19 protein-coding genes are annotated in these 21,989 nt (G+C 44.0%); 7 read left to right on the top strand and 12 right to left on the bottom strand.

Features of this window, described 5'->3' with window-relative positions:
* Positions 1-105 precede the first annotated feature (105 nt).
* Positions 106-1,404, bottom strand: a complete 1,299-nt coding sequence (locus tag ACS8FA_RS18760) for an ATP phosphoribosyltransferase regulatory subunit (protein ID WP_439265618.1) — start codon at positions 1,402-1,404, stop codon at positions 106-108.
* A gap of 488 nt (positions 1,405-1,892) precedes the next feature.
* Here ACS8FA_RS18760 and ACS8FA_RS18755 point away from each other — a divergent pair, with 488 nt between their 5' ends.
* Entirely contained in the window at positions 1,893-2,282 is a 390-nt protein-coding gene (locus tag ACS8FA_RS18755) for a DUF2237 family protein (protein ID WP_057759025.1), read from the top strand.
* A 145-nt stretch (positions 2,283-2,427) separates the two neighbouring features.
* Positions 2,428-3,582 carry a magnesium/cobalt transporter CorA gene (gene corA / locus ACS8FA_RS18750; RefSeq protein WP_404944629.1) on the top strand — a complete coding sequence of 385 codons (1,155 nt, stop codon included), beginning with the start codon at positions 2,428-2,430 and terminating at the stop codon, positions 3,580-3,582.
* A gap of 80 nt (positions 3,583-3,662) precedes the next feature.
* Here the strand turns inward: corA and ACS8FA_RS18745 are convergent, their stop codons facing one another.
* Positions 3,663-4,181, bottom strand: coding sequence for a phosphate-starvation-inducible protein PsiE (locus tag ACS8FA_RS18745; RefSeq protein WP_165597444.1), 519 nt, complete (start codon positions 4,179-4,181; stop codon positions 3,663-3,665).
* Positions 4,182-4,280: 99 nt separating this feature from the next.
* Entirely contained in the window at positions 4,281-5,159 is an 879-nt protein-coding gene (gene folD / locus ACS8FA_RS18740) for a bifunctional methylenetetrahydrofolate dehydrogenase/methenyltetrahydrofolate cyclohydrolase FolD (RefSeq protein ID WP_165597445.1), read from the bottom strand.
* A 322-nt stretch (positions 5,160-5,481) separates the two neighbouring features.
* Between folD and rluB the strand changes: the two genes are divergently transcribed.
* On the top strand, positions 5,482-6,408 hold the full coding sequence (rluB, locus tag ACS8FA_RS18735) for a 23S rRNA pseudouridine(2605) synthase RluB (RefSeq protein ID WP_101206234.1): 927 nt from the start codon (positions 5,482-5,484) through the stop codon (positions 6,406-6,408).
* A 155-nt stretch (positions 6,409-6,563) separates the two neighbouring features.
* Here the strand turns inward: rluB and ACS8FA_RS18730 are convergent, their stop codons facing one another.
* From ACS8FA_RS18730 to ACS8FA_RS18720, 3 genes are all read right to left on the bottom strand, one after another.
* Complete coding sequence (locus ACS8FA_RS18730) at positions 6,564-7,115, bottom strand: hypothetical protein (protein WP_201555925.1); 552 nt, start codon at positions 7,113-7,115, stop codon at positions 6,564-6,566.
* Between the two features lie 40 nt (positions 7,116-7,155).
* Positions 7,156-7,830, bottom strand: a complete 675-nt coding sequence (locus tag ACS8FA_RS18725) for a hypothetical protein (protein ID WP_439265622.1) — start codon at positions 7,828-7,830, stop codon at positions 7,156-7,158.
* 173 nt (positions 7,831-8,003) lie between these two features.
* Entirely contained in the window at positions 8,004-8,732 is a 729-nt protein-coding gene (locus ACS8FA_RS18720; protein ID WP_439265680.1) for a hypothetical protein, read from the bottom strand.
* A gap of 166 nt (positions 8,733-8,898) precedes the next feature.
* Here ACS8FA_RS18720 and ACS8FA_RS18715 point away from each other — a divergent pair, with 166 nt between their 5' ends.
* Positions 8,899-9,501, top strand: coding sequence for a LysE/ArgO family amino acid transporter (locus ACS8FA_RS18715; RefSeq protein WP_439265624.1), 603 nt, complete (start codon positions 8,899-8,901; stop codon positions 9,499-9,501).
* Positions 9,502-9,650: 149 nt separating this feature from the next.
* Here the strand turns inward: ACS8FA_RS18715 and ACS8FA_RS18710 are convergent, their stop codons facing one another.
* From ACS8FA_RS18710 to ACS8FA_RS18700, 3 genes are all read right to left on the bottom strand, one after another.
* The gene (locus ACS8FA_RS18710; RefSeq protein ID WP_082624565.1) at positions 9,651-10,292 is read right to left on the bottom strand and encodes a MarC family protein; all 642 of its coding nucleotides are present in this window, start codon (positions 10,290-10,292) and stop codon (positions 9,651-9,653) included.
* A 314-nt stretch (positions 10,293-10,606) separates the two neighbouring features.
* On the bottom strand, positions 10,607-11,467 hold the full coding sequence (gene nadC, locus ACS8FA_RS18705; RefSeq protein ID WP_439265627.1) for a carboxylating nicotinate-nucleotide diphosphorylase: 861 nt from the start codon (positions 11,465-11,467) through the stop codon (positions 10,607-10,609).
* Between the two features lie 160 nt (positions 11,468-11,627).
* Positions 11,628-12,659 (bottom strand): NUDIX hydrolase, encoded by a 1,032-nt coding sequence (locus ACS8FA_RS18700; RefSeq protein ID WP_439265628.1) that lies wholly within the window; start codon positions 12,657-12,659, stop codon positions 11,628-11,630.
* Between the two features lie 359 nt (positions 12,660-13,018).
* Between ACS8FA_RS18700 and nadA the strand changes: the two genes are divergently transcribed.
* From nadA to ACS8FA_RS18685, 3 genes are all read left to right on the top strand, one after another.
* Positions 13,019-14,158, top strand: a complete 1,140-nt coding sequence (gene nadA, locus ACS8FA_RS18695) for a quinolinate synthase NadA (protein ID WP_439265630.1) — start codon at positions 13,019-13,021, stop codon at positions 14,156-14,158.
* A 70-nt stretch (positions 14,159-14,228) separates the two neighbouring features.
* Positions 14,229-16,139, top strand: a complete 1,911-nt coding sequence (gene nadB, locus ACS8FA_RS18690; RefSeq protein ID WP_439265632.1) for an L-aspartate oxidase — start codon at positions 14,229-14,231, stop codon at positions 16,137-16,139.
* Between the two features lie 121 nt (positions 16,140-16,260).
* Complete coding sequence (locus ACS8FA_RS18685; protein WP_439265634.1) at positions 16,261-17,154, top strand: phosphatidate cytidylyltransferase; 894 nt, start codon at positions 16,261-16,263, stop codon at positions 17,152-17,154.
* Between the two features lie 26 nt (positions 17,155-17,180).
* Here ACS8FA_RS18685 and ACS8FA_RS18680 read toward each other — a convergent pair whose 3' ends face one another.
* The 3 genes from ACS8FA_RS18680 to ACS8FA_RS18670 are packed head-to-tail and all read right to left on the bottom strand — an operon-like array spanning position 17,181 to position 21,907.
* A complete protein-coding gene (locus ACS8FA_RS18680) occupies positions 17,181-18,008 on the bottom strand; it encodes an SDR family NAD(P)-dependent oxidoreductase (RefSeq protein ID WP_439265635.1) in 828 nt (275 codons plus the stop codon).
* Positions 18,005-19,210 carry a patatin-like phospholipase family protein gene (locus ACS8FA_RS18675; protein WP_439265637.1) on the bottom strand — a complete coding sequence of 402 codons (1,206 nt, stop codon included), beginning with the start codon at positions 19,208-19,210 and terminating at the stop codon, positions 18,005-18,007. Before ACS8FA_RS18675 ends, ACS8FA_RS18680 begins: the two co-directional genes overlap by 4 nt.
* A 3-nt stretch (positions 19,211-19,213) precedes the next feature.
* A complete protein-coding gene (locus ACS8FA_RS18670; RefSeq protein ID WP_439265639.1) occupies positions 19,214-21,907 on the bottom strand; it encodes an alpha/beta fold hydrolase in 2,694 nt (897 codons plus the stop codon).
* Positions 21,908-21,989: the final 82 nt, after the last annotated feature.

Genomic DNA, 21,989 nt, shown 5'->3' with positions numbered 1-21,989 from the left:
ATGAAATAGAAACACTGAGATATCTAACGAATAATTTTGCGTTCTCATAATTTGTACTGAACACTTTTGGCTGCGTGAGCCATTCAATAGCCTACTATTAGACAATTAAACAGTTTGTAGCTGCCATTGGCTGTCATCAGCCATGCTCAAACGATGCGTAACATCATCTGGACTGTCCTGTGCATCTAACGGCATAGTGACGCGATAGCCTTGCTGACGTAGACTCTCTACTTGTTGCAGTAGCGTCTGCATCTCATCTGTATTTGCATTAGACAAAGCGGCAAAATCAACTAAGACAACGGTTGGCGCATCTAACTTTGTATGAGCCAGCAATCGGCTAACATCCATACTAAAGCCCGTGGCCGCACGTAACGCTTGTGTCTGGCTTTGCATACCATCAAAACGACCACCACGTACTAGTGGCTGCGTTTCGCTATTAATATAACCATTGAAGACGATGCCAGTATGATAGTGATAACCTGATAGTTCAGTCACATCGATACTGACTGGACACTGCCATTGGTCTTGTAGATAGTTTTTCAAACGCTGTAGCTCATCGATTGCCGTTGCGATTTGGCTGTCTTGCTGCGCCGCATCTGATAATTTGGCTAATAGGTTTGCGATATCGTGGCCAAAGCGTGCCAACACATAAAAATCATCACCCATTGGCAAAGCGCGACAAACACGCTTGAGCTCTGGTAGGTTTTTATTGGCATATAAGTACATCAATTGCTCAGTATCACTGTCTGATAACTCAGCCAGTTCAGCCAAACGTTTGAATATCGCTACATGACCCAAATCGATATGGAGTGCTGCACTCATATTGAGTTTATTCACCATCGTAAATAGCACATCTATCAGCTCAATATCTGCCGCTAGTGACGCACAGCCAAATATCTCAGCACCCAACTGTAGCGGCGTACGAGAGCCAAACAGTCCTGATGGCAAGGTATGAATCACATCACCAACGTAGCAATAACGCGCAATACCCGTACCACCATGATGCGCATCTATACGCAAAATTTGCGGGGTAATATCAGCGCGGACGCCCATTAGGCGACCAGTCAACTGATCGATAATCTTAAAGGTTTGACGTTTGAGATCTTCTGACGCATCACTTAGCAAAGACTCAGTAAACTCGATCATCGGCGGACAAACCAGCTGATAACCATGAGTAATAAGCTGCTCGATTAACTGATGTCTAAGCACTTCTTGCTTATGCGCATCTTCAAACAGGACATCAACCACCCCATCAGGCAATAGCCAACTATTGGCAACATCACTGCCAAAGTTACTCAAATATGGCATGCGATTGGGTGCAGCATTATTTTCAGCAGGCTGAGACACTGTTTCGTTGGTAGAATTTGGCTGGGCAGGTTTTGCAGAATCAGAACTAACAGACACAATAAATCCTTGTTTGGCGTATCGCTTACCAAAAACGCGGTACTGATGCGGTACTTAAAGGGTGATTTGCCGGGTATTGACGCTGTGTGTTTTTATTTTTAACGCGCAACATCATTGACCCAATTATTTATAAACAAACCAGGTAACCGCAAAAGGGTGAATAATAAGTATAATTTAGAATGATAAGACGAGTATCTTTATGCGCTAAAAAATTGCGACAAATAATCAAGGCACTTTATGCTTTAGTTTAGCATAGCACTCAAGGTTCGCCTAGTGACAATTAGCCACAATCACTATCTAATTACAGTTCAATTGCTGCTTATGAGCTTAGCAGATGTAACAGTCATCGTTGATGTATTTGGCTCAATGTTGGGCGAATGGCCGAGAGGTTTGTTTTTTGTTATCCATAAGATAATGAGCGCGATTACGGCAGCGTCATCAACACAGACTCATGATACACTAACACATATTTTTATCTCGGAAGCCTTATGTCATCTGATTACCACCCAAACCCTGCCATCAACCAAACCAATGTCTTAGGCACTGCACTTGCCAGCTGTTGTTTCGATCCAATCACTGGCTATTATCGCAATGGTTTTTGCCATACTGGCAACCATGATGTCGGTCAACATACCGTCTGCGCCAAGATGACCAGCGAGTTTTTAAACTTCTCTGCCAGTCGCGGTAATGACCTGATTACCCCATTACCTGAATACAACTTTCCTGGTCTCAAACCTGGTGACTACTGGTGCATCTGCGCGCTACGTTGGGTTGAAGCATTGGACTTTGATATTGCACCGCAAATAAAGCTAGAAGCTTGTCACGAGAGTCTCTTGGCATTGGTAGATATCGATACGCTAAAAAGCTATGCCCTATAGTTAGTATTGGCACACGATAAAATCGTAGCAGCGTTCACAACATATTTGGATTATTGAAGTTTTTTATTATATGACAGGAAAGTATATGGAAAATGATAATAATCAATTAATCAAAAAAACGGCTCACATTGCACCTGATTCCAATATGAACCATATCTATGCCAATATGAGTGACAAGCATCTCTATTTGGACGATGATGATAGTTATATCTATGGGGATGTGGACGCCACTACTGAAGATACTATTGAGACCATGACGGTCTACGATCCTGACTCTGAACGCTATGAAGATATTGATTCATCAAGTGCAGGCGAAGTGGTCAATTGCTACGCTTACTCACGTAAAACAGGTGAGAACCTTAATAGAGTGGCGCTCAATGATGTGAGTCGTACGCTAGGGAACAATGGTCAATTTATTTGGCTTGGGCTATATGATCCAAGCTTAGAAACCATGGTTAAAGTAAAAGAAGCTTTTGACCTGCATGAGCTAGCGATTGAAGATGCCTTTGCTGATCATCAACGCGCCAAGGTCGAAAACTACGATAATGATATGGTCTTTGTGGTGCTACGTACAGCCAAGCTCGAAGATAATGTCATTCGTTATGGTACTACTGCGATATTTATGGGTAAAAACTACCTCATTACAATTCGCAATGGTCCGTCAAACTCTTATGCGCCAGTACGTGAGCATTGCCATCGTCGCCCTGAGAAGTTACGCATGGGCCCTATCTTTGTACTGCATGCTATCCTCGATTTTATCGTTGATAACTATATGCCGATTACCGATCGATTGGGCCGTTACTTGCGCGAGCAAGAACGCTATGTATTTACCTCTGAGTTTGATAAAGGCACGCTAAAAAATCTTTACGAGCTTAAATCGCAACTGGTACATATGCGCGCCATCATCTTACCTGTGCAAGACATCTGTAGCTTTTTTATCAATCATAAAAAAAGTGAGATTATCTCTGGATTTTCTCAAGCCGCTAAGCCTTACTTTCGCGATGTTAACGATCACCTATTGCACTCCCTAGATGCTATTAATGGTCTTAATGAAATGCTGAGCGTGGTGATGAACACCTATATGGCGATGGTCAATATGGGTCAGAATGAAGTCGTGCGTAAGCTCGCTGCATGGGCAGGTATTCTGGCAGTGCCGACAGCTATCGCTGGCATTTATGGCATGAACTTTGACTTTATGCCTGAGCTGCATTGGAAATACTCTTACCTTGTCATAATGGTCATTATTATCGCCTTATGTAGCTATCTGTACTATAACTTCAAAAGATTGAAATGGTTGTAATACCAAACGCTAGGCATAAAAAAAGAGCAACCACTGGTCGCTCTTTTTTTATGTTGCTATCTCTTTGTAACGCTATCTAATTATTCACGGCGATGCTTAGTATGACTATCAGGTGCTTGAGCATTATCAGGCAATAGCGCCTTAACTGTTAGATTTGCATGCTGCTTATCAAGATTATCCTCTGGGCGACCAAATGTTTTGGCCGTCCAAGTCAGGATTACAATAGAGCCGCTCAGTAGCATGATGGCCACGGAAATTGTCGCTAGCAGCCATAAATGGAAATAGTCTGAAACCGCCTGCACATCAACCACCAAATGTCGTGACAATGCTGTTATGGCAATAAATATCAAAAACTGTACTGGCAGTCGGTGGGTTTTAAAGTAAATACCTATCATAGCCAGTAGCTCAAGGTAAATAAATAACATTAATATGTCTTTTAGATCCGCTGAACCCTTTTGGACAATATAAATAAACTCTTTACCTGCGGTCCAAACAACAACCACACTGATTAGAAATAAAATAACGTAATGACAGACATCGACAAACTCTCTACCAATACCTTGTAGTCGCTCATGAACACCTACGTTTTTTTTAGCCATGTTTAGGTCCTATCAACTGAAATGTGGTTGATTTAGCCTGAGTTTATGTTACCTCAGGCCCCTTATGTATCGGCAATCAGTATTCGTATGACTATCTTTTTAGCCGTTATTCAAACCCGCTGATTTTTCAGCAGCATCGACCGTTTGGCGAATAAGCGTGTTGATAGTCATTGGGCCAACGCCGCCTGGTACTGGCGTATAAGCACTGGCAATGTTTTCCATGCCTTGCATTTCGATATCACCAACACCGCCATCATCTGTCGGATGGAAACCTGCGTCAATGACAACCGCTCCTGATTTGATCCACTCCGCTTTAATAAGCTCAGGTACGCCTACGGCACCAACCACGATATCTGCACGCTTGATATGCGCTGCCAAATCTTGAGTTCTTGAATGGCAGATAGTCACTGTACAGTTGGCATTCAATAGCATCATCGCCATTGGCTTACCTAAGATAGCACTACGTCCTACGACTACGGCTTCTTTACCTGATAGCTCGATATTATAATGCTCTAACAAATGCATAATGCCCTGCGGTGTGCATGAGCCATAAGCTGACTGCTGCATCGCCATACGACCAAAACCAAGACAAGTCACGCCATCGACGTCTTTTGCTAAGTCAATCTGCTCAAAACAAGCACGCTCATCAATATGCTCAGGAACCGGATGCTGTAGCAAAATGCCGTGTACATCTGGATTGCTATTTAACTCATCTATTTTTGCCATGAGCTGCTCAGTGGTCGTGGCACTCGGCATCTCAACGCGTATAGAGTCCATGCCAACACGCTTACAGGCGTTGCCTTTCATACGAACATAAGTGGCAGAGGCTGGATCGTCACCAACCAATATCGTCGCTAAGCTTGGGGTGCGGCCAGTCTTTTCCTTAATCGTATCTACGCGCGTGCGCAGATCCTGTTCTATTTGTTTGGCAAGTGCTTTGCCGTCCAAAACGGTGGCGGATTCTTGGGCAGTAGACATAGTAACTCCAATAGAGGGTACGATATAAAAAAATAAAGACAGCGCGCGCAAATACTTTGCATGCCTGTCCTTTGGTTCGTCAATCTTTGACTAAGAGTAATATTGTACCTGTGTACGCTACAAAATCCTAGCGTAAGATAAAGCCTGCGCACTGATAAATTTTCATAATAAGTCAATTAAACAGTATTACGTATTTATGGGTGAATACATCATTAACCAGTAAGGTATTGGTTTACGTGCTAAATTTGTTAAAATAGCGTAGAATAGTCAATCCAATTTTTTACATTGAGAAATGTAAACCCACCGACTCAAGGATATTATGATGAAAGATGAAAAATTACAGAAAGCACTCGCCCGTATGGGACTTGGTTCACGCCGTCAAATGGAAGAAGTCATCAAATCTGGCCGCGTAACGGTTAACAATGGTCCTGCGACCATCGGTGATCGCGTCTCGCAAGGTGATGAGATTCGCGTTGATGGCCGTCAAATCAAATACACTTCTGAAAATGAGAAGCGTCGCCGTGTTATCGCTTACTACAAGCCTGAAGGCGAAGTTTGCTCTGCTAAAGATCCAGAAGGTCGCCCAACTGTCTTTGAACGTTTGCCAAAGCTGACTCATGACCGCTGGGTAATGGTTGGACGCTTGGACATTAACTCAACTGGCCTATTGTTATTTACTAACGATGGTGAAATGGCGCATCGCTTGATGCATCCATCTGGTGAAGTTACTCGGGAATATGCGGTACGTGTATTGGGTGAAGTAACGCCTGATATCGCCCGTGCATTGACCGCTGGCGTCATGCTAGAAGATGGCCTTGCAAAATTTGAAGACATCAAAGAAGGCGGCGGCGAAGGCGTCAACAAGTGGTATCACGTCCAGCTAAAAGAAGGCCGTAACCGCGAAGTACGTCGTTTGTTTGAATCACAAGGTCTAAAAGTTAGTCGTCTACTACGTACACGCTATGGCACGATTGTTCTACCAAAAGAGCTACGTACTGGTCGTTTCTTAGAGCTTGATAAAAAAGAAATCAACACGTTGACGGATTTGGTCAGCTTGCGTCCACGTTATGGCACGGGTCTACATGGCGCAGCCAAAGAAAAGCAAGAACGTATTAGAAATAAGCCGCTTAAAGCGCGTCGCACTGACACTCGTAGCGATAACCGCAATAGCAGCGCGAAACCTAAAAGTAGCGCTAGCCCTGCCAGCCGCGGTACACGCAACACCCGTGATCGCAATGATAAGCGCTAGTTGATTTTGTTTAACATTATTCTAAGTCTTAAATAGATTTGGGATAAACATAAAAAAGCGGTCAATGATGAATAGTCATTGACCGCTTTTTTTGTGTCTTTTTACAGGTGTCACAGTTTACAGGCGTCACAGTCGCTTAGTATAAAAATAACGGCTCAGCTATCGTGGCTATTAATATAGTGCTTCATGACTCGCAGCTCTTGTAGCTGTTCCTCGTCCATTTGTGCCAGTAATCTATCCAAACGCTGTTCGATATTATCTAAAACACTCTGCAATAACTCACTAGCTTCCAATCTCTTTTCGTTATTTCTATTCTTGGCATTTATATCCGTTAATTGGTAATGAGTAGCCAGCATCTCGGGTAACCGTGTTTGTAACATTTTATTCAACACAAATTGTGCTTCTGTTATCGCCGGTGTCTTATGTTGAGTTTGTAGGGCTGCTTGATAAGCGTGATAGCTGCTTACTTTTTCATCGATACGTTTTAACTGGCGCAATTTCTGCTCAGACAACGTTTTTAAGTGCTGTTTATTTAACGTTAACTGCTGCCAATTTAATGTGGCTAATGACAAGGGTACATCGTAATCCTGATACGTGAGTACACCAGGTGAGATACCGACGGCTTTATGAAAAGCTTGCCAGCCTTTTCTACCTAGATAAAAGGTAGTGACGGTCGTTACAATACCGATGCCTATTAAAATACTCATATACGCTTGCTCTTTACCCTTTTACCATTCAACTTTGTATTTATAGCTTAATGTCTTCAGCACTCACATTTTCACCAGTTGGGCTTTCAATCGCTTGGATATTTACATCACTGCTAGCATTACTACTGGCATTGCTATCGGGCTTTAGAATATCTGTATTGCTAGCAGGACTGTCAAAACGTTTTTGGAGATAGCGATTGGTCGCGAGTAGCTTTTGACCGTCTTGATGATATGACGCGTTGAGCAGGTCATCGAACTGTGTGTTAATTGTCTTAAGCACATCTAACAAGGCTTCTTTGCCAGTGACATTAGAATGCTTAATTTTGGTAGTGTCAGCAAGCGCACTGTCTGCCACATCTAAATCATGTAATCGGCGATAGTCAGCCACTGCTTGTGGCACGTGCCTATCCATTAAGTTTTGAATCATAATATAAGTTTCGTTGATGGTATCCTTATCATCAATCTTGCCATCATTATTGGTATCGCCATACATGACACGCAACTTTTCACCCTTTGTATTAATTTGCTCCAGAGCAGTTTTAACGTCGACAGGTAGGCTTTTTTCAGGTATATAACCCAGTTGCGGCATCGCCTTATATTCGAGCATTTTGGGTGCTGTGACTTTTTTAATGCCACGATAACCTAGATATAACCCAGCCGCTGGCAACAGCCCATACAAAACAAACATTACGAACATTGCAGTCATTTGGGTCATTATATTGTCCTTATTACTTATCAGAATGTCGTGGCTGATTTTTTATGGTTGTTATTATTAAACAAAAAAATAAGGCTCTATTAAAGCCCTATATTGTTATGCATTGGGTCGATTGTGTTTTTTGATAATACTTAACCTTTGCAAGTGTTCAAAAAAACATCATCAAAGAACATTTAACTTTGCGTACGGCTCTTAACATAACGGTGGGTTGAGGCAAGGCGGTTCAAAACTGTCTGATGCAATTCATCCAATAATTCGTCCAGCTCATAATCAATCTCTAAGAACAAATCTGTCAGCATATCACCAGCAGTCATCTTGCCCTGCACCATGTTATTTTTGGTGCGATGCGGACTAAAGCGTTGTAGCTGCTCATAATGATGTAATGCTTCAGGGATACTTTCGGACACCAATTTATCGATGACGAACTGACGCTCGTTATGCTGCTGCTGTTGCTGTTCGTTCAGCTCACTACTCCATTCACGATAACGCTTTAGCTTACTATTGATACGATCTAATATCGCAACGGCTTCAATAGGCATGGCATTTAGGGTGGCCTCATCGACCACATCAACAAGTTCAGTCATAATCGGACAACGTCCATGTTTGAGATACCACAAAGTATCTGGGTCAAAAGGCGGTCTATTAGTTGGGCGCATTTGAGCACGATTGCTCAGATAGCGATCGGTCAAAGGCGTGGATGATTGGCTATCACTGACTTGTGCCAACGCATCACATATACGGTTTACACGTTCAGGCGGAGTCAGTGTAGAACGCTCATGTACTGCGTGATTGCTATCACTCTTGGCAGCAGCATCCCGTTCATGATTGACACTCATCTCCTGAGCATTCTTTGCTGCCAATGTCGGTAGGTCATCTTGAGCTTGCCCAAATGACTGTAGCATTCTTGTCAAACTGACTACCATGACTTGCTCTGCCCCTCGTCTATTACACTCACATTGTGCGCATATTGCATACATTCATTCAATAGCGTATCTTAGCAGGTTTTTGCTGGCCTGCCAGTAAGCAAAATGTCACCATTCCTACACGCCAACCGTTAAGCACCGTATTATGAATGCTCCCGATTATATCTCTGGTTTCCTACTTGGGTTATCTCTCATCATTGCTATTGGCTCCCAAAACGCTTTTGTACTTAAACAAGGCCTCAAACGCGAGCACATATTTTTTGTTTGCTTGTTTTGTGCGGTGAGCGATGCGTTTTTAATCTCAGCAGGTGTTGGTGGTTTTGGTGCAGTTACGGCCCGCTATCCTCACGTTATAGATATCGCAAAAATAGCAGGCGTTATATTTTTATTAGGGTACGGCTTGCAGAGTTTGTATGCCAGCGTACGTGTGTCACATGCTTTGACTGTCGAAGGACAAGTCGTCACTAGCTCAAAAAAAGCCTTACTACTATGCTTTGGCTTTACTTGGTTAAACCCGCACGTCTATCTAGACACATTGGTACTCGTCGGCATGGTCTCTACGGGCGCAAGCAGTAAATTGACGTTTGCCGCAGGTGCAATTAGCGCTTCGTTCTTTTTCTTCTTTGCGCTTGGGTATGGTGCGCGATTACTCAGGCCTCTATTTGAGAAGCCTAAAGCATGGAACATACTGGACGCTTTGGTAGGGTTGCTAATGCTCTATCTGGCTTGGCATTTGTATCAAAGCTGATAGAGGTATAACTGAGAAATGATAGATAAGCTGAGTGTTGAATAAACTGAATATTAAGTAAACGACGTATTGGATAATACTGAATGACGTCGATATCCGCTAACCACTGTATAAATATATATGGTTAGCGGTAATATTGTATTGATCGTTTACATCAAGCTAGGAAAGAGCGTACGCAGTCCATTAACGATAATCTCGATAGAAACGGCGGCCAATAGCATCCCCATGATTCGGCTCATGATGTTCAAGCCAGTATCACCTAGTAAGCGACTGATACGACCTGCCGCCATCAATGCTAAGTAGCAAAACAGACTGATAAATAAGCCAGCAATCAAAATGGCAGATACCTGCAAAATACCTGATACTTGTGAAGAATAAATAATAACCGTGGAGATACCACCAGGCCCAATCATCATCGGAATCGCGAGGGGAACCACAGCAGCTGCCATTGAAACTGGCGCATCTTTCACATGATCAACATCAAAATTCTCTTGATCAGGTTTAACCGGGTTACCCTCCCCATTCATCATATTTAGCGCAATTAAAAACACCAATATACCGCCTGCCAATTGGAACGAGCCGATAGAAATACCAAGGGTTTTTAGTAGCGTCTCACCTGCAATCGTAAAAAAGCTGATGGTGATAAAAATAGTCAGACAAGCAACGCGCGCGACCTTACGTCGATTGTTCATCGAATAGCCGCGAGTCAAATCTAAAAATAACGTCAATGCGCTAAATGGATTGATCAATACCATAAAGGCTAGGATTATCTTGATAATTTCAGTATTCACTGAGCGCTCACTTGTCTATTGATACCACTGGTGCAAAAAGATAAGGCCATCGTGCAAGTGCAACGATGACCCAATAGGCAGTTAAAAACGGCATTGTAGCTTATATTCTAACATAGGCAGATAAGCTAATAAAATCATTAACTTTGCGCCGTTATGCCTACATGTCACCTTAGTAAATTTTCAGTGTAAAAACAAGCATTTAACCGATTATCAGTACAAGCTGTCAGTATAAATTGCCATTCTATTAACTCGGTGATAGTCCTTTCGCTAAAATCTAGCGTATATAATGATATTAGCCTTTATTACGCCTGCACTTATGCACTAAAATCTAGCCCAATATCCAAGGCTGTCGTACTGTGCGTCAAATAACCCATGGCGATAAAATCAACTCCCGTACTTGCTGCCGCTTGTACCGTTTCAGGCGTAATACCACCTGAGGCTTCAGTCTTTGCTCGGCCCTGACACATAGCAACCGCTTGCGATAATGTTTCAGGCGACATGTTGTCTAATAGCACTAAACTCACACCTGCATCGAGTGCTTGCTCTAATTGCTCTAGCGTATCGACTTCGACCTCAATAGGAATCAGATGCCCAGCAAATTTCTGTGCTTGCTGAATGGCCGTTTTGATGTCACCCGCAATGGCGATATGATTGTCTTTAATTAAAATCGCATCATCCAACCCTAAGCGATGATTGCGTCCGCCGCCGCAGCGTACGGCGTATTTTTGTACGATACGTAAGCCTGGAATGGTCTTGCGTGTACAAGTAATTTGCGCAGGATATTGCGCCACGCTATCGACAATTTGACGGGTCGCTGTCGCAATACCACTGAGATGGGTCATAAAGTTCAGGGCCGTGCGTTCTGCTGTCAATAAGTGACGCGCGTTACCTTTTACGGTCGCTAACACTGCGCCAGCCTCTATTATGTCACCATCCTGTACTTGTGCAATAAACTCAATTTGCGCATCGACTAAGGCAAAAGACAAGCGTGCCAAATCGATACCGCATATCACGCCTGCTTGCCGCGCTTTGATCTGCAACTGCGCTTGCATATCGGTTGGGATAGTAGCTTGTGAGGTTACATCACCACGCCTACCCAAATCTTCAGTTAGTGCATTCTCAACCAATGGCTTGAGCAATACGTCATCCAATGCTGGCTCTTTTTCAATTGTCATCTTTGACCCTTATCTAGGCATGATATTGATAGAAACTGCTCGTTATTTAAACTCAAAATGAGCATAAATATAGCGTAAAGTTAGCGACCCTGCAAGGAAAGGTGACAAATTTTTCGTTTTACAAACCGATTTAGAGATACAACGGAATGGCTTGAAACGACTATTTACGCTTGGGAAGTTTGCTATCCATCAATAAACTCTGTAATTCAATATCATGGCGGAAGCGATATAACTTGGCAGGACGACCACGCTGAGCAGTACTACTCTCTCCTGTCTCCATCACTAGGTTTTGCGAATCAAGCAATCGACGGAAATTTTGCTTGTGCAAACGCACGCCTGATAGTGCTTCAACACTCTGCTGCAACTGCGACAAGGTAAAGACGTCTGGCATCAGACCAAAAATAAGCGGTCTATATTCAATCTTCGCGCGCAGTCTTGAGATAGCAGTAGCGATCACGCGACGGTGATCGTAATACATGGGTACACCTATGCGTTGTGACCAGTCTTCTGGCAAGGTAACAGCTTGATAATTGGGCGGATAATTAGGGGCTTCGGGTATCAGACCTGCTTCATAAAGCATCTCATAGCGTAGTAATACATGCTCTGCAATCCATTCTCTACTTTCATTATCGTGTTCGTTGACGGATTGACTGTCAGTGAGTTTGCCACTTGCTAAAAACGCTTCGTCCAGCCCCCAACATAATCCAACGCGCTGACGCCTGCGCTGTTGGACAATCGGGTCGTTTGCAGTATTGGCCCATTCGAGTAGCGCAGGCACGATAAAGTCCATAATAATACTGGGCATACCGTCCAAATGATTTTCCCATGGGAAATAATCATACCAATCTCGCCAGAGTGCTTTGCTTTGAAGTGCCTGCGTTTGCGTCTCTTGCACCAAACCCAAATAACTCACATACACCAACGCATGGCCATCAATATTACGCCTGTTAGTATCGACAAAGGTATATAACTGCTCCAAGTATCCGAGCGGTTGCTGCGTTTGCTCCTCTACCCACTGACGTACGCCCGCTTGTAGCGAGCGATGTAGTGGCATAAGTGGCCCATTTGGCAACAGCTTGCCTTGGTCAACGGTTAGAACGCGCGCGATATGATCGGTGATAGCGACCAATACGGCGACCACTTCTGTCGTGCCACTACCTTGCTGGTGCGCATGTGAATAAGACAACGTCATGGCTTTGGGAATTATCCTTTTTCTCTGAAATGTGAAAGGCTATTGGGGTTAATAGCTATGGTATGGCTTAGTATAGCTCGAATCCAAAACTATCATAGTCTGTGGTTGTAAGTATGAAAAATCAATATCGATAAATAGTTATAAGGGGCATGAATTAGCACCATTTTCAAGCTCAGTACGGCTTAACTGCACGTCATTTTTAGCAATAAAACCTAATATTTTGACTTATTAAGTATAAAAACCACTTGTAATTATGCTCAAAATGAGCATAATCAAGATAACTTATAAATTTGTTATACCCCATTACCTATTTTTTAGCTCTTACATTTATCGTTATCGCACCAATAAAGGCTGCCATTATGAAAAAATATCCTTACGACGCACCTATCATGAGTACGGACAATCGCATCGCCACTCAGATGAACATTGAATATGCCAAGGCTAAAATGCCAGCAGACTTGCCTCGCGCTGAACGCATCGTGGTTGAAGAAAATATCAAGAAGCTACTGAAAGAGAATAATGCCGTACTGGTAGCACACTACTATGTCGACCCTTTTATCCAAGACTTGGCATTGGCAACGGGTGGCTGCGTCGGTGACTCACTTGAAATGGCTCGGTTTGGACAAGCTCATAGCGCCCAAACATTGGTTGTCGCTGGTGTGCGCTTTATGGGTGAATCAGCAAAAATATTAAGCATGGAAAAGACTGTCCTCATGCCAGATTTAGAAGCCGAGTGTTCACTTGATTTGGGCTGCCCTGCTGATGAGTTTTCCGCATTTTGTGATGCTCATCCTGAGCGTACCGTTGTGGTGTATGCCAATACGAGCGCAGCCGTGAAAGCACGCGCAGACTGGGTAGTGACCTCATCCGTTGGTATCGATATCGTCCGTCACTTACATGCTCAAGGCGAGCCGATTATTTGGGGGCCTGATCGCCATTTGGGCAAATACATTGCTCGTGAGACTGGCGCAGATATGCTGCTGTGGCAAGGGTCTTGCCTCGTGCATAACGAATTTAAAGCCACTGAACTCCTGCAACTAAAAGAGGAGTACCCAGAGGCCAAAGTCTTGGTGCATCCTGAGTCACCTGATAGCGTGGTTGAACTAGCCGATGTGGTCGGCTCGACTAGTAAACTTTTGCAATCAACGTATGAGATGGATGCTGATACCTTTATCGTCGCTACTGATTTGGGCATATTGCACGAGATGCAAAAACGCTCACCAAACAAGCGATTTTTGGCCGCACCAACTGCTGGCGAGAGCGCTAGCTGTAAGAGCTGCGCGTTTTGTCCTTGGATGGCTATGAACGGCTTAAAAGGGATTGAACAGTGCTTAACCAATCAAAGCGGTGAAGTACTAATGACACCTGAGCTAGCAGTAGCAGCTAAGAAACCTTTACAACGGATGCTCGATTTTGCTGAAGCACAAAAGCAACGTGTAGCCGCCAGTGGCGACATCGTCAAAGACCGTGCACTGTTCGCTAACGTTGGGGCAGCCTAGTATGAGTCAGTCGCATTCAGTTGATTGTTCCAGCACCACTAGTTATACGAATAACAGAGGTAACAGTGATATGAGTAATACTATAAAAACTGATGTTCTTATCATTGGGGCTGGTCTGGCAGGTTTGAGCACCGCGCTATCTCTGCCAAAATCGCTGAATATTACTGTTTTAAGCAAAGCGGCGCTCGAGGTTTGCTCAAGTCATTACGCTCAAGGTGGTATCGCAGCTAGCTTAGACAAAGCAGACTCTGTGACTGATCATGTCGCTGATACCTTAATCGCTGGTGCAGGATTGTGTGCGACGGACAATACTGCCCGTATCTTGGGCGCAGGACAGCAAGCGGTGCAGTGGCTATGCGAACAAGGTGTGCCATTTACTCAAACCACTTTAACTAAAGAAAATGATAATACACCTGATTTTGCAGTCTTAAAAACCAGTGACTTGCACTTAACCAAAGAAGGCGGTCATGGCTGTAGACGTGTGGCTCATGCGGATGATGCAACGGGTCGACACGTGATGGATGCATTAATTACCAAAGCACAAGCTGCAACCCATATCACTATCTTGCCTTATCATGAAGCATTAGAGTTACTGACTTCACCTATAATTAGCAGCTCCTCTTTTAGCATGAACGATAGCGAGATTAGACATTGCCGAGGAGCGTTAGTCTTTGATCATATCAACGAGCGCCAACTCACCATTCATAGTTCAGCTGTCGTACTCGCTAGTGGTGGCTTAGGTCAACTATTTAAGCGTGCCAGCGCGCCTAATGTCTGCGTCGGTGATGGCGTCATGATGGCATGGCAAGCAGGCTGCCGCTTGGCAAATTTGGAATTTATTCAATTTCACCCGACGGGCTTAGCGTTAGATGACAGCAGCTTCTTGATATCTGAAGCGTTACGCGGTGAAGGTGGACGACTCTATTGTCCGCAGACTGGTGTGCGCTTTATGCTAGACGTAGACGCACGCGCTGAGTTGGCGCCACGTGATATCGTCGCTCGAGCAATAGCCAATCAGATTAGTAGTAACGGACTTGGCTACGTGCATCTTGATGTCAGTCACTTGCCAGCTGCATTTACACAAGCGCATTTCCCGCAGATTTATCAGACGCTGCTAGCACTCGGCATCGATATGACCACAGATCCTATTCCAGTCGCTCCGACTGCCCACTATAGTTGTGGCGGAGTGGTGACTTGCGCCAATGGTTTGACCGATATTGCAGGGCTGTATGCAGCAGGCGAAGTTGCTTATACAGGGTTGCATGGGGCCAACCGTTTAGCAAGTAATTCATTGTTGGAGTGTGTGGTAGTTGGTCGCAACATCGCCGCCAACTTACCTCATTATTTAACAAAATTGGAACGCTTAAAGAACTTAGAAGCTTTAGAGAAAACCGCTGAAGCTTTAGAAAAAATGGCGCAGCCACATACGACTGCCTATTATGAACTGCATCAGTTAGCTGCCGATATTTGGCAATCCCCGACATTAGAAAACACGCAATTTGTTATCTTGCCATCTTCCAAGCAGTCATCGTATCCAACTTATAAGGTCGATAAGGCGTTTCATTCTGACGTAAATATTGCAGAGATAACTATAGCGTTGAAAGCTCTTTTGACAGCAAATATGGGCATCACACGTAGCGATGAAAAATTAGAGCAAGCATTGCGACAAATTGAGCAGTGGCAAGAGTCAATCGAACATACTGAGATCATGCTATCTGATACGAGCAGTAGAACTCCTACTACTAACAGTGAGCTTGCCATTTTTCAATTAGTGAGGCAATTAGCGTTAGCAACGATGATTGTTCAATCGGCTTATCAGCGCTTTGAGAGTCGTGGTGGGCATTACCGTGAGGATTATCCTAACTTAGCTGAAACGCCTTTAACCAGTATCATTCTGCCATTAAGAAAAACTACGCTTAACTCCTTTTCTCACATTATAGAAAATGAGCGTTATCCGATACTTGTTACTGACCATATTTAAGCGTACGACAGATAATAAACAAACCTATCAAGGGCAATATCTAACACTATAGTTAAAGAGGCATTTAAGCTATCATTATGGATAGACTTAAAATATTACCTCTTCTTTGAGTGTCCACGGTATGGCTTCTGATATTGTGTTTGTGATTGCCCTGATGATAATCGTCAGCTTGGCTTGGAGCGTGCTTGCCGTACCTCGTCTGCGCAAACGTTTGCCAAAAATCTACCTGATAGCCCGCTCGTGGTGGTTGATGTTAGCCGCGCTCTGTACTTGCTATGTGATTGCAAAAATAACGAACGATACGCAAGGTTCTTGTTCGCAAGTATATCCCTATCAATGGCTGCTCATTTTATTTTTTATATTAATTGGTCTACGCGGCAGCTACGAGATTAAACGCCTATGGTGTTTGCGCAGTAAAGCCGTACTCATTCATAAACTCCAAGCGCAAGGCTTGCAACCAAGTACTCCCCTGCTACCGAAGACCTCTCTCAACTCGACTCAACACTATACACGGCTTAATTACTTAGACCTGCTATTGAGTATTGCATTCATCTCACTCATCATTAGCCTTGTAGCCTTACAGCAATTGACCTGGCAACGCGAACAATATGGCGTTTTACTCTTCGTATTATTTGCCAGTCAGTTTAATGATATTGCCCAATATCTATGTGGGCGACTGCTTGGACGTAAGCTGTTTAAACAAGGTCTAGCGCCGACTATTAGCCCGAATAAAAGTATTGAAGGTGCTATCTTTGGCAGTTTAGTTGCGGCAATCTTGGCAACAGCATTAGGTCTTTGGCTCACCCCTTTTGATTGGTGGATCTGTCTATTAGCTGCGTACGGCTTGGCTGTGAGCGGTATATTTGGAGACTTATTAGAATCAGCATTTAAACGCCAGCACGGGGTAAAAGACACTGGAACGATGCTCGCTGGTCATGGTGGGGTATTAGATCGGATAGACAGTTTGCTGATTGGAGTGCCAATATTTACCCTACTCTACTGGTTATTTGGTTAAACCTAGTCAAAGTATTGATAGACATATTATTTGGCTTTATCTAGTTTACTGCGCAATATCCAATTGAGCACAAGCTTTGGTAAATGATTTAAAGCACTCGTGATATAGCGCATCGAGCGTGGAAATATCGCTAGTTCTACATCATCGTCAATCGCTTGCATAATATGATGAACCGCTGTCTGCTTGCCCATGATAAATGGCTTATGGCGAGCATCGCCATCGTTTAAATCACGTAACGCTTGAGTATCAATATAGCCTGAAGCAATACAGTTTACTTGTATATCATAAGATACAAGTGCTGCCCGATAAGCGCTAGCAGTCGTAATCATTGCACGTTTGCTTTTTGCATAAAGGCTGGCATAAGGATAATCTATCGTACCTGCGATAGAGGCAATACAGATAAGGCTAGTTCTGTCACTTCCAGTCAAATCCAACGCCTGATGTGATTGTTTTAACTGCTGCTTTAACTGGCTGCTTGCCCATCTAAAAACCTGCTCAAACGCCTGCAAGTTAATCGCTAGCATTTGGTCGCTATCTGCTTGATTTAGGTGATGGATACGCTCATTGGTATAGCTGCCAGCACTATAGATCAGCCTTTGAAAACTAATATCTGACAAACTGTCTAATAACGTTTGCGTTTGACTTGGGTCAGTTAAGTCGCATACATAAGTCACGATAGCAGGATGCTGGCTGTTGATATCTGCTATCTTCGCCGCGCTACTTCCAACAACGCTTACTTGCCAGCCAAGCATCTGGTGATGTAACGCTAAAGCTAAGCCAAGGCCGCTCGTACCACCAACGATAATAACATGCGGCGTATAGGTTTCGGCGATATCTTCTACGAGTGTCTTCATAATTTATGTTGCTGTATATAGTCGACCGTACGCTGATAGCCATATTGCCATTGTGCCTGCATTTGCTGTACAAAGCCATCGTAGTCGCTGTGTATTAGCTCAACGGTCATTTGCTTTAGGTTAAAACGCTTTTGCACATTTTGGCCCGCTAACTGCTGCGCATTATCGGCAAATGGTAACCAATGTAGCTGACGGTGATTGCTAGTAGCATGCGGCAGCTCTCTCATTAGTTGATAACCGTGTACTGCTGCCAGTCGCTCATTGGGATCAAAACCAAAGACGCGTTGAATCGCTGGGGCGGCAAGCCATGCGTCATAACCTGCCTTAGTCTCTGCAAATACGCTGTCACCCAACTGACAGGCTAGCTCAATCGGTGTCAGATTGATCACACCTCCCAAGCACCAGCCAAGCTCTGTGATATGTGTTGGCGGTAGATAGTACATGTCAGCCATAGACGCGCGGATCACTGCGGCAAAATCCCATTGCGTTTGAACATTTACAGATGGATGTATGCGCTCGTTTGCAAATGTGTGCGCTGGTGACGTCATTTGTTCGTCAGCCAGACCTGATACAAGGTTTGGCAAACTTGCTAAGCGCGGCGGCATAAACAATAACTCTTGCAGCGTTAGTGTCGCATTAAACGAATCATCAGCAGGCGTTTGATACAGGCGGCTAGCAATGATGGCTATCTCTGGCGTTGCTATCTCTGGCGTTGCTTTATCAGTATTGCCACTATCATTATTACTAGCAGCGAACCGCGACAGCTCATCTAGCCAATACTGCTCGTTATCGATACGAAACATCGCTAACTGCTGTAACTCATTTAACAGTCGCTCGTAGCTGTCTGCTTGACGTTGTCCTTGTCCATTACCCCTTTGCTTTGATAACCGCCAACGTTTGAGTGCATGTGTCATATAGCGCAGCTTTAGACGTTTATTGGCTTCATCTGGCGCGACATGTCTGATGGCAGTGATAACGCGATACAACTCACGGCTGCACATCAACGCTTGCAAATCTTTAGGGTCAGGCGCAAGGTGTACTAAATAAGCAGACAAGCTGCCACCGCAAGTACCAACGATAATGTCTGGCGTCAAATTATGCGCTGCTAGTGCTACATAACTGCCCAAATAATAACCAAAACGTGACCCTCCCCCTGAAAACAGCTGAACACGCTCGTAAGGTTTAACCTGCTCATTGTTCATCTATTACTCATCATCAGCTGCTACAGTTTTAATCGCTAACGACACGGTAAAGATACCAAAGCGATCGATACGCATCGTGACTTTCTTAAAGCCTGCACGCTCAACCAATTGATCCATTTCCGCTTGCGAACGACAACGCATCACCCAACTACTACCACGGTGATTGTTTAATGTTTTACTGATAAATTCTTGCTCAGGGTGCCACGGTTGGTTGGTATAAATCAGATAACCGCCCGATTTTAAACTGTCATGAATACCTGCCAAAGCTGTAGCTGGTAGCGCATTATCAGAGAACAATTCAAATAACCCAGAAGCAATAGCAAGATCTGATTTTTTAGTATCGGTGCTAGTGTCATTCGTATGTGCATCAATATAACTAGTAGGATCAAAGGCGTCCTTTTGACTGGTCACGACTCGACTGCTCATGGCCAAACGCTCCGCCTTTGTGTGCAATGCCTGTATATTATGCATATCATAATCACGCAGCTCAGCATATAATTCTATAAACTCTGTTAATAAATCAAACGCATAAAAACCATGTCCACTAGCGATATCTAACAGTTTCGGTTGATATGATTTATTGCTACTTTGGTTTTTATCTTCGATATCTGCAAGTGCTAAACGCGCCAGCTCCAATATATGCACGCGGCGTATACGAATACCTTGCCAGCCGATATTATTTAAATAAAATTTATCAACCGCCTGTCCAAATTTATTCTGACCGCTAGGCTTGTTGTAATAGACATGATCTAGCGAATGGCCAGAATCAAACCCATGCTCCAGCCCTGTAGCTATCGCATCGCTGACATGACCGAATTTCTGCATCGCAAAACGAGTAATTGCAAAGCTTGGATTAAACGGCTTAATCGCTAGACGATCCACTTTATCCTTACTAGCACTGTTCAAGTGAGCCGTACTCAAATCAGGTGCTTGGACTGGTACGCTAAACACTTGCTCAGCAAACTCAATACAGTCGGCAAATACATCGGCTTTATTAGTCTCATGAAAGATTGCATGGTAGCTGTCTGGGTACAACTGCCAGCGTTTAATCGGTGTGTTAATCGCTTCATAAAACGTGCGTTCAGCCTGCTTATCGACCACATAATCCTTGCCTGCACACAATACAAACGTCGGTACAGTGATAGCCCCTGCATCGTCGAGCAAGCGCTGACCCGTTGCATGGGTATCAATGAGTAAATCAGTCGAGATACTATTCGATATCAATGGATCGGCATTGTAAGCCTGCTGCGCGTCTTTATCATGAGTCAGTACTTGTGCTTTAACGTAGCTACTGACACGTGACATCAGACCTAGCGTACGCGCCACTTTCAACGACGGTATGGCAAAGGGCAAATACAAGCGAATACTCAAAGCTGGCGTGCCAAGTATCATGCCACGAATATTTGGCGCATAATCATGTACCCATGCTGCTGCCAATACCGCGCCGATACTGCTAGCGACAATCAATGTATCTTCGATAGCAATACCGGTTTGTCCAATCACCAGCTGTACAAAACCGTCTAAATCTCGCTCAAGCTCTGTGACACTTTCTGCATGATCTTTGATGCCCCCTGAGCGACCATTGCCGCGCGCATCCCAAGCAAATACTTGATAGCCAGCCTTTGCAAACTGCTCTCCTAGCTCTGCCAATCGTCCCGAATGCTCATGTCCTCGGTGCAATAAGATAACTTGGCGCAACGGTTGGTTGGCTTGCTTAATATCTGCTAAAGGTGTCGTTAGCCAATAGCGATAATAAATAGCGGTGCCGTCGTAAGCGTTATAACAGCTTTCACCATTGATGATTTTAGATGCAGGCAAGTCAAAACCAACATTGGCCTGTTCTTCGAATTTTTGACTATCAACGGTTGTGGTTGGCATTTCTTTGAACTCCAATGGGCGAGCGTTATCAGTAGAAGTATTTGGCAAAACAACAGTAAGAGATAGTGAGTTGTTTGTTGACTCACCCAGTACGGATCGCAGTTGAGGTGGGTTACGCCTCAAGTATAACTCTGTCATATAACGTAGTCGATTGAGACAGGTCTTTAGTAGCATTATCTCTGTTAATATAAATAATTGACTCATTCTGATAGCAGGTAAAGCCACCTGCGTTTTAATACCTACTGGGGCTTTGGCTCTAATGCCCATAAACGCACCAAGCACCCCTAATAAGAAGGCACGGTCGCTTTTGCCCAAAGGCCCTTGGTTAGCACGAACTCCTAACATGGTATTACTAGTAATGCCTAACAACTCGGTGCCAATACTAAGCGCGATCAGAGCAGTGATATGCTGCTGAGAAGTTGATATATTCGTTGGTAAGTTGGCTATTGACGTTTGCTGTTCTTTATCATTGATATGATGAGTCAGAATATGAGGGGTCAGGCTCGCTAATAGCACCGTATCGGCAACCATATCACCTACCTCGTTTAACACAGCTCCTAGCCTTGATACCTGGCCATGTTCACGCGCCATCATGCCATCGATGGCATTGAGTGCCATACGTACAAACAATGATGATGGTAATAAAAGCCACAACCGCTGCTGTTCAGCCGTTGGTTTGGCAATTATATAAGCAGTACCGATACTTAATAAAACAGCGGATACTGTCACTTGATTGGCAGTAATATTTTGCTCAACCAGCGTATTGCTTATCGGACGTAGTTGATTTTGAAACTGAGTCTTGAGCTGATATAGCGACATGAGTCTAGCCAAATATTTTCAGTACTTTAATGTAGCAACAAAAGTTTGTAAGGTAAAGAATTACAAAGCGCTCAAAAACGTT

Source organism: Psychrobacter sp. 1Y1 (genome assembly GCF_051847395.2).
GTDB lineage: Bacteria > Pseudomonadota > Gammaproteobacteria > Pseudomonadales > Moraxellaceae > Psychrobacter.
Note: the sequence above shows the minus strand (reverse complement) of the source record. Positions and strands in the feature narration are given on the sequence as shown.